8 protein-coding genes are annotated in these 8,625 nt (G+C 66.7%); 5 read left to right on the forward strand and 3 right to left on the reverse strand.

The genetic code is table 11. The features are described 5' to 3' along the window. The 3 genes from VML93_RS22125 to VML93_RS22135 form a co-directional block, all read right to left on the reverse strand. Positions 1-607: alpha/beta fold hydrolase (locus tag VML93_RS22125; RefSeq protein WP_325614345.1), on the reverse strand; the 607-nt coding region annotated here is incomplete at its 3' end. A gap of 371 nt (positions 608-978) precedes the next feature. After that, a complete protein-coding gene (locus VML93_RS22130) occupies positions 979-3,264 on the reverse strand; it encodes a CoA transferase (protein ID WP_325614347.1) in 2,286 nt (761 codons plus the stop codon). Continuing rightward, positions 3,261-4,724, reverse strand: a complete 1,464-nt coding sequence (locus VML93_RS22135; protein ID WP_325614349.1) for an aldehyde dehydrogenase family protein — start codon at positions 4,722-4,724, stop codon at positions 3,261-3,263. Before VML93_RS22135 ends, VML93_RS22130 begins: the two co-directional genes overlap by 4 nt. Before the next feature lie 219 nt (positions 4,725-4,943). On the opposite strand from VML93_RS22135, the gene VML93_RS22140 reads away from it, so the two are divergent. The 5 genes from VML93_RS22140 to VML93_RS22160 form a co-directional block, all read left to right on the forward strand. Beyond that, the gene (locus tag VML93_RS22140) at positions 4,944-6,101 is read left to right on the forward strand and encodes a cytochrome P450 (RefSeq protein WP_414686415.1); all 1,158 of its coding nucleotides are present in this window, start codon (positions 4,944-4,946) and stop codon (positions 6,099-6,101) included. Between the two features lie 3 nt (positions 6,102-6,104). After that, the gene (locus VML93_RS22145; RefSeq protein ID WP_325614353.1) at positions 6,105-7,298 is read left to right on the forward strand and encodes an acyl-CoA dehydrogenase family protein; all 1,194 of its coding nucleotides are present in this window, start codon (positions 6,105-6,107) and stop codon (positions 7,296-7,298) included. A gap of 14 nt (positions 7,299-7,312) precedes the next feature. Next, entirely contained in the window at positions 7,313-7,858 is a 546-nt protein-coding gene (locus VML93_RS22150; protein ID WP_325614355.1) for an FAS1-like dehydratase domain-containing protein, read from the forward strand. Further along, a complete protein-coding gene (locus VML93_RS22155; RefSeq protein WP_325614357.1) occupies positions 7,858-8,256 on the forward strand; it encodes a Zn-ribbon domain-containing OB-fold protein in 399 nt (132 codons plus the stop codon). Before VML93_RS22150 ends, VML93_RS22155 begins: the two co-directional genes overlap by 1 nt. A gap of 2 nt (positions 8,257-8,258) precedes the next feature. Continuing rightward, positions 8,259-8,625, forward strand: a 367-nt coding sequence (locus VML93_RS22160) for an acyl-CoA dehydrogenase family protein (RefSeq protein WP_325614358.1), incomplete at its 3' end; no start/stop codon positions are given.

The following is an 8,625-nucleotide window of genomic DNA, read 5'->3' on the forward strand; positions in this document are numbered from 1 at the left end:
CCAGGATTTGACGGAAGACGTCCATCATGTGCGGCGTCGGCTTGGTGTTCGGTCCGAACATCTCTTGCAACGTCCGTTCCAACAGCCGACGGGACAGTGGACTGTCCTGCACGTGACTGATGATGTCGCCCAACGGGGTACGTGACATCAGTCTCTGCGCCAGCCGGGGCGTGTAGGCCTCGTTGAACATGCCTCCGTTGAGCCAGGTGATCGAGTCGATGCGCAGCGCGCCGTAAACCTGCTGACTGAATTCGCTGCGGGCCAACAGTTCCTGGCCCACCGAATCGCCGAGGTCGTGGGCCAGGATGTGCGCGTTGCGGATACCCAGGTGGTCCAGCAGTGCCTCGTGCATGTCCGCGTGGTCGGTGACCGAGTATTCGTAGGCCACCGGTTTGTCGGAAAAGCCCATGCCGATCATGTCCGGTGCGATGACGGTGAACCGCTGCGTCAATGCCGGCCAGATCGGCTGCCAGTCATAGGTATTGAACGGGTAGCCGTGGATCAGCAGTAGCGGGGGTCCACTGCCTTCCATGCGGTAAAAGATCCGGAATCCGAGGTAGTCGAAGTACTGCCCGGCGGCCTGCCAGCGTTCCAGTTCGGCGTCCATCATGGCTGTCATCCTATGGCGGCGGCCGGCTATGGCCGACGGTGGCGACGTGCCGCACTGGTGGCGCCGAGACTGCACTCGGGGCGCCGAGACTGCATACAGATCGTGGTTGAAGCACCAAACCACGCCCTCACTGCAGTCTCGATGAGCTGGCCGCCCGAATCCCCATGCCGCGGCGCACCGCGCCTACGCAGGCGGCGCCGAGACTGCACTGGGGGCGCCGAGACTGCATACAGATCACGGTTGAGCACGATTTTTCGCAATGGTTTTACGCTCGGCGGAATGCACGACCCCCGCGCCGCGCTTGCGATCGCCACGGGGTCCCGATGGTAGCGACCCGCTGCGCCCGGCTGCCGCGCTTGCGATCGCCACTACGCGTTGAGTGCCCGGTCGCCGATGACCCGCTCTTCCCGCAGTTCGGCCAGCTCGTCGCCGGAAAGACCCAGACCGCGCAGGATCTCGTCGTTGTGCTGGCCAAGCGTGGGCGGGGCTGTGCGGTGGTGCCGCGCGGGCCCGGGTGTGATGCGAAACGGCCAGCCCGGGTAGCGGCGCACACCGGTGATCGGATGCTCGAACTCCTCGTAGAACCGGCGGGCGCCGAGCTGCTCGATCTCGTACATCTGATCCGACGCTACCAACTGCTCGGCCGGGATTCCCTGTGCCCGAAGGGTTTCCACGATCGCCTCAGGAGGCTGCGTACGCGTCCAGGAGGCGACGAGCTGGTCGAACACGTCGTGGTCAATCAGCCCCTCGTCCCGAACGGCCAACGCCACCCAGCAATCCTCGACGCTGGTCGGGTAGACGCCCTGCAGGTAACCGCGCCGACGGTTGCCCTCGCGGGGCCGTACCACGCCGTTCATCGAGTACTCGATCACCGGTTCGGCGGCCAGGCACGCGGCGACCTCGATCTGTGCGATCTCGACCAGTTGCCCCTCGCCGGTGCGGCTGCGGTGCTCCAGCGCGGCCAGCAACGCGACGGCCGCATGCACGCCGACGACGGGATCCGCGGGCCCTTGCAGGTTGCATGGCGGGCCGTCGGGGTAACCGGTTGCGGCCGACATACCCGAGGTCTGCTCGATGTTCAGCGCCCAGCCGACGTAGTTTCGCCACGGGCCCTGCAGACCGAACCCGGGCATCCGCACCACGATCACGTCGCGCTTCAGCGAGACCAGCGAGTCGTAGTCCAGACCGAACTGCTCCACCACCCGGGGTGAGAAGTTCTCCACGACGACGTCGGCGTGCGCGGCCAGTTCGCGCGCGATCTCAAGCCCGCGCCGCGACGTCAGGTCGAGAGTGAGGTCGCGCTTGTTGAGGTTCGTGGCCTGCCACAGCGCGCTGCGTTCGTACCAGTCGTCTCCTTCGGACGGGAAGGCGCCCGAGTAGCGTAAACCGTCGGGCCGCTGCATGGACTCGACCTTGACGATGTCGGCGCCGAACGCGCCGAGGTAGCAGGTCAGATAGGCGCCCGCCCAAAAAGTGGTGAGGTCGAGCACCCGCAGTCCGCTGAACGGGAGCCCCCCGTCCGGTACCTCGACGGGACAGAGCGATTCGGCGCGGGTGATCCAGGGTGTGGGCCGGGTCCCCAGGGTTGGCGCCGAACAGGGCTGTGCCACTGGCGTTTTCGAGAACCGGAAGGGCGCTCCCGGGCGCCGGAAGCCGTTGTGCTCCACGAAGAATCCCCGCTCGGCGTACTGCGGGCAGTCCAGCACGGTGGCGCCGTCGTTGACCGGGGCAGCCGGAATGCGCATCGCCTGACTCAGTTCGACGATTTCCGCGACGGTCCGCTCGGCCAGCTTCGGCTCGGCTTTGGCGAAGAACTCGGCACGCTCCGGGCCGCCCAGCATGATCGCGATCTGGTGCTCGCCGTACTCGGGCAGATCGAGCATCGCGCACACGTCGAGCCAGTGCTGTCCGGTCAGGCAGTTGATCCCTACCCAGCCGTCGGCGGCCCGCATGACGCCGAGCATCGGCGCCGAACGACGGTCGGTGGGCAGACCCAGGCTTTGCATCCGCTGCGCCATCAGCATCGGATACGGCAGTGTCGAGAGCAGCGACTCCAATTCCGAAACGTCCACCTGCCTGACCTTGCCTTCGGGCGGCAAGCGCAGCGCGGTCAGCGCGCCCAGCGCACCGTAGGCACCCGCGATGTACTCGGCGATCCGGGCACCGGCCTGCACCGGCGGGCGCTCGGGATCCCGGGTGCTGATCCAGCCCGACGCCGCCTGCACGGTCAGCGGCGAGGCCGGCCGGTCGCGCCAGGGTCCACCCTGCCCGAACGCAGAGATGCTCAGCAGCACCAGGTTTGGGCTGATCCGTTGCAGCGTGTCGAGGTCCAGTCCCCAGCCCGCCAGCGTTCCGGGCGGGAAATTCTCGATCAGTACATGCGCCTCCGCGATCAGCTCCCGCAGCGCCGCCATGTCGTCGGGCTGCACGAAATCTAGTGTGGCGCCACGCTTTCCGGCGTTGAGGTATTCGAATAGGCCGCCGCGTCCCGGTCCGTCCTGCGGGAACGGGCCCCAGCGGCGCAGCGGGTCTCCGTCAGGCGGCTCTATCTTGGTGACCTCGGCGCCGAGGTCGACGAAAAGCTTTGCGGCGTAAGGACCTGAGATCTCGGTGGCGATTTCGACGACGTGCAGCCCGCAAAGGGGTGCCGTCACGCGGGAACCCCGATGGCCTTCTTCTCCATGTACTGGTGCAGTCCGCCGACGCCGCCGCCCTCGCGACCCAGCCCACTCAGCTTGAAGCCGCCGAAGGGCGCGTCACCGGGGCCGACGCCGTTGACCGCGACCTGGCCGGTGCGGATGCGCCGGGCAACGCCGACGGCGCGGTCGGTGTCGGTGCCCCACACCGCGCCCGACAGCCCGTACCGGGAGTTGTTCGCAATCGCCACCGCGTCCTCGTCGTCGCGGTAGCGCAGCACCGTCAGCACGGGCCCGAACACTTCTTCCTGGGCGATGGTCGAATCCGGCTCGACCTCGGTGAGAATCGTTGGCTCGAAATAGAATCCGACATCCAGGCCGGCCGGACGCCCACCGCCGGTCGCCAGCTTGGCTCCGTCGCTCACCGCGCCGTCGACGTGGGCCTGGACCCGCTCCCGTTGCGCGGCGCTGATCAGCGGCCCCATCTGCACGTCGGGATCGGTGGGGTCGCCGACCGTCACCTCGCGGGCCAGCGCGACCAACCGGTCGACGACGTCGTCGTGCAGCGAATCCGGAAGCAGCAGCCGGCTGTGCAGGATGCAGGCCTGCCCGGCGTGCAGTGAGCAGCAGTCGAACAGCATCTGTTGCAGCATCTCGTCGGTGACCACTGTGTCGTCGAGGACGATGCTCGCCGACTTGCCGCCCAACTCCAGCAGGATCCGCTTCATCGTGGGGCCCGCCGCCGACATGACCTGGCCGCCGACGGCCGAGCTGCCGGTGAAGCTGATCATGTCGATGCGTGGATCGGTGGTCAGCAGCTTGGCGGCCTCAAGCCCCGACGGCGTGACGACGTTGACCACGCCCGCCGGGATGTCGGTGTGCTCGTCGATGAGCCGGGCCAGCGCGAGCCCGGCCAGCGGAGTCAGCGGCGAAGGCTTGAGCACGACGGTATTCCCCGCTGCCAGGGCATTATTCAGCTTCATGACGTTCAGGCAGTGCGGGAAGTTCCATGGCGTCAGGATCGACACGACGCCGAGAGGTTCGTGACGCAGCACCGTGGTCCCGGCGCCGATTCCGGTGATCTCCTGGTCGGTCAGCTGGGTGGCGAGCTGGGCCGCGTGCATCGACATGAACGCGGCGCCGTCGACTTGCATCATCCGCTCGTTGGCAATACAGCCCCATTCGACCTGGGACAGCGCGAAGAACTCGTCGGCGTGCTTCATCAGCGCGTCGCCGAGCTGGTTGAGGCAGCCGGCGCGGTCCTGCGGACTCATCGCGCCCCACGGCCCGCTGTCGAATGCCCGCCGGGCCGCCGCGATCGCGTTGCTGACCTGGCCGACGCTCGCGTCCGGCGCGGTGGCGATGGTCTGTTCGGTGGCCGGCGAGACGTCGTCGTAGCGACCGTCCTCCGGCTCGACCCAGCGCCCGTCGATGTAGAGCTGGTAGGTGTCAACAAGGGCGGGTCGAGACTCAGCCATGCGCTTCCTCACCGAGATCGGTCATCTAATGGTCTGGTGTACACCCGTGGCACTTCGGCGTCAATCGTCAGCCAGTCGAATTCCAGCCTATTGCACTATGTTGCCGACGTATTGACAGCCGCGCGCGACGGAGGGTAGACACACTTTCCAGGACAGATTGCATCAATCTGTCGGATTTACGTCCCGCGAGAGGGGCCGCCCGTGCGAACCAGGTTTCCGCTGCACTCCCCCGATTTCTACGCCGGCGACCCCTACCCCGCGTACCGGGAGCTGCGCGCGACGGAGCCGGTGTGCTGGAACGACGTCACCAACTTCTGGGCGCTGCTCAAATACGAAGACATCCGCTTCGTGTCGAGCAACCCTGCGCTGTTCTCCTCCACCAAGGGCATCACCATCCCGGACCCGGCGATGCCGAGCCCGGTGCAGGAGGCCAGCCTCATCTTCAGCGACCCGCCCCGGCACCGACAGATGCGCAAGCTGATCAACTCCGGCTTCACCCGCCGCCGCGTTGCCGTGCTCGAACCGAAAATCCGAGAGATCGTGCGCGGGATCCTCGACGGTATCGAGCCCGGCTCGGTGCACGAATTCGCCGAGCAGATCGCCGCCCCGCTGCCGACTCGGATGATCGCCGAGCTGATCGGTGCCCCGCCCGACGACTGGGAGCAATTCCGCACCTGGTCGGACGCGGCGACCGGGAACGCCGACCCCGAGATCGAGCTCGACCCGCTCGTGGCGATGGGGCAGCTCTTCGAGTACTTCCAGAAGCTGGTCGCCGAGCGGCGCGTCGAGCCGCGCGAGGACATGTTGTCCGTCCTGTCCGAAGCCGAGATCGACGAACACCGGCTCACCGACGAAGAACTGCTCAACTTCGCTTTCCTGCTGCTGGTGGCCGGCAACGAGACCACCCGCAACCTGATCGCGCTGGGCACTCTGGCCCTGATCGAACACCCCGACCAGTGCCGCCTGCTCGTCGACGATCGCCATTTGATACCCAGCGCGGTCGAGGAAATGCTGCGCTGGAACAGCCCGGTGACCCACATGGCGCGCACCGCGACGAGCGACGTCGAGATCCGCGGTCAGCTGATCCGCGAGGGCGACGTGGTGGTGATGCTGTACGGGGCGGCCAACCGCGACGAGGAGATCTTCGGCCCCGACGCCGAGGAATTCAAGGTGACCCGCCATCCCAACCCGCACATCGCCTTCGGATGCGGCGAACATTCCTGCGTCGGAGCGCAATTGGCGCGTCTGGAGGCGACCGTGCTGTTCGACGAGCTGCTGCGGCGCTTCCCGAAACTCGAACTGGTCGGTGCGGTGGACCGGATGCGTGCCACCATGGTGCCCGGTGTGAAGCGGATGCCGGTACGGCTGGGAGTCTGAGCCATGCAACTCGAATACACGCCCGAGCAGGAGCAACTGCGCGCCGAGATCCGGGCCACGCTGGAACAGGTGATGACACCCGAGCGCAGCGCCGCGATCAGCGAACGTCTCGAGGGCGGTCCCGCGGTCCGGGAATGCGTGCAGGCCCTGGCAGCGGCCGACCTGCTCGGTGTCGGGTGGCCGAAAGAATATGGCGGACGCGGATTTACGGCGATCGAGCAGTTCATCTTCGCCGAGGAGGCGCGCCGGGTCAACGCGCCGATCCCGCTGGTGACGCTCAACACCGTCGGGCCGACTCTGATGCAGTACGGAAGCGAGGAGCAGAAGCAGAAGTTTCTGCCTGCCATCCTGGACGGCACCGTAGAGTTCGCGATCGGCTACTCCGAGCCGGAGGCGGGCAGCGACCTGGCGTCGCTGCGTACCACGGCGGTTCGTGACGGTGACGACTACATAATCAACGGCCAGAAGATGTTCACCAGCGGAGCCGCCTACGCCGACTACGTCTGGCTCGCCGCCCGCACCGACCCGAACGTCAAGAAGCACAAGGGCATTTCGATCTTCATCGTGCCCACGTCCTCGCCCGGGTTCTCCTGGCAACCGCTGCACACCATGCCGGGAGTCTCCACCTTCTACACCTTCTACGACGACGTGCGGGTCCCGGCGAGTGCCATCGTCGCCGGCGAGAACCTGGGATGGCAGCTGATCACCACCCAGTTGAATTTCGAACGCGCCGCCCTGGGCAATCTGGGCGCGCTGGAGCCGCTGTTCGAGCGAACGCTGCAGTGGGCGACCACAACCGAGCTGGACGGCGGCCGCGTCATCGACCAGCCCTGGGTGCAACTGGCACTGGCCCGGGTGGAGGCGCAGGTCGCCGCGTACAAGCTCGTCAACCTCCGGGTGAACGCCGCGATGACCAAAGGCGTACTCAGCATGGGAGAAGCCTCGGCCGCCAAGGTGTTCGGCACCGAGTTGACCCAACACGTCGCCCGCGAGCTGCTAGAAGTGCTGGACCGCAACGGGTTACGCCGCGGCTCCGACGCACCTCTGCGCGGCGCCCTGGAATCCGCCTACCGGATGGCGGTCATCAACACCTTCGGCGGCGGCGCCAACGAACTTCAGCGCGACATCATTGCCATGGCAGGATTGCTCATGCCGCGAGCACCCCGTGACCTTCGGGTCGCGGCGAAGGCGAATTAGGAGGACAGCACCAAGTGACCGACCCAGAAACCGTCAGCGTCAAATTGCGGGCACTCGTCGGCCAGCCCACTGGCGGCACCGGAAAGCCCACGGTAGCACCGGATCCCGTCAACCAGCCGATGATCCGGCACTGGGCGTACGCGCTGGCCGACATGAACCCCGCCTACCTCGACCCGGACTTCGCGGCCACGTCGCGGTTCGGCGGCATCGTGTCACCGCCGGTCATGCTGCAAACCTGGACGATGCCGTCACCGAAGCTCGAAGGGATCGGGGACCGCGGCGGCGCCCCTATCGAGATCAAGACCAACCCAACGGCATTCCTCGACGAGGCCGGCTACACCAGCACGGTGGCGACCAACTCGGAATTCGAGATCGAGCGCTACCCGCGACTGGGCGACGTCATCAGCGCCACGGCGGTCTACGAATCGGTCTCCGACGAAAAGAAGACAGCGCTGGGCACCGGCTTCTTCCTGACCTGGCTGACGACCTACACCAACCAGCACGGTGAAGTGCTGGGGCGCCAGCGATTCCGGGTCCTGCGATTCAGGCCGGCAAACTGATGGCGACCCGAATGGCACCCGCGATCAGTCCGGACACCAAGTTCTTCTGGGACGGGCTGCGGGAGCACAAGCTGCTGGTCCAGCGCTGCGGCGGATGCGGCGAGCTGCGCCACCCGCCGCGGCCCATGTGCCCCAAATGCCTTTCGCTGGACTGGGAAACGATCGAGTCATCAGGCCGCGGCACCGTCTACAGCTACGTGATGCCGCACCAGCCCCGGTTCCAGTTCTTCGACTACCCCTACATCGTCGTGCTGGTGGAACTCGAGGAGGGCGTGCGACTGGTGTCCAACCTCACCGGCATCGACCCGGCGGACGTCACCGTCGGGATGCCGGTCGAAGTCTTCTACCAGACTTTCGACAACGACCTGGTGCTGCACCAGTTTCGGCCGAGCGGATAAGCATGGACTTCACGTTCACCGAAGAGCAGGAAACCATCTCGAAGCTGGCCCGCGAAGTCTTCGAGCGACGGGCCACCCCGGAACGGCTGACGGAGCTGGAAGCCGGCGAAACCCGCTACGACGACGCACTGTGGAGAGAACTGGCCGCCGTCGACCTGCTGGGCACCGCCGTGCCGCAGTCGTTGGGGGGCAACGGCGGCGGCTTCGTCGAACTCGGGGTCTTGTTGGCCGAGGTCGGCTGGAGCGTCGCGCCGGTGCCGGCCTACGCGACGCTGGTGCTGGGCGCCGACCCGATCGCCCGGCACGGCAGCGACGAGCAGCAGCGACGGTTCCTGCCCGGTGTCGTTGCGGGTCAACGTATCCTGACCG

This window comes from Mycobacterium sp., from assembly GCF_035499775.1.
Classification (GTDB): domain Bacteria; phylum Actinomycetota; class Actinomycetes; order Mycobacteriales; family Mycobacteriaceae; genus Mycobacterium.

What these genes read in the sequence shown, in the direction of transcription:
- VML93_RS22135 (WP_325614349.1), bottom strand. Translation starts at nt 4,724, where the DNA reads ATGGCTGAGTCTCGACCCGCCCTTGTTGACACCTACCAGCTCTACATC.
- VML93_RS22145 (WP_325614353.1), top strand. Translation starts at nt 6,105, where the DNA reads ATGCAACTCGAATACACGCCCGAGCAGGAGCAACTGCGCGCCGAGATC.
- VML93_RS22155 (WP_325614357.1), top strand. Translation starts at nt 7,858, where the DNA reads ATGGCGACCCGAATGGCACCCGCGATCAGTCCGGACACCAAGTTCTTC.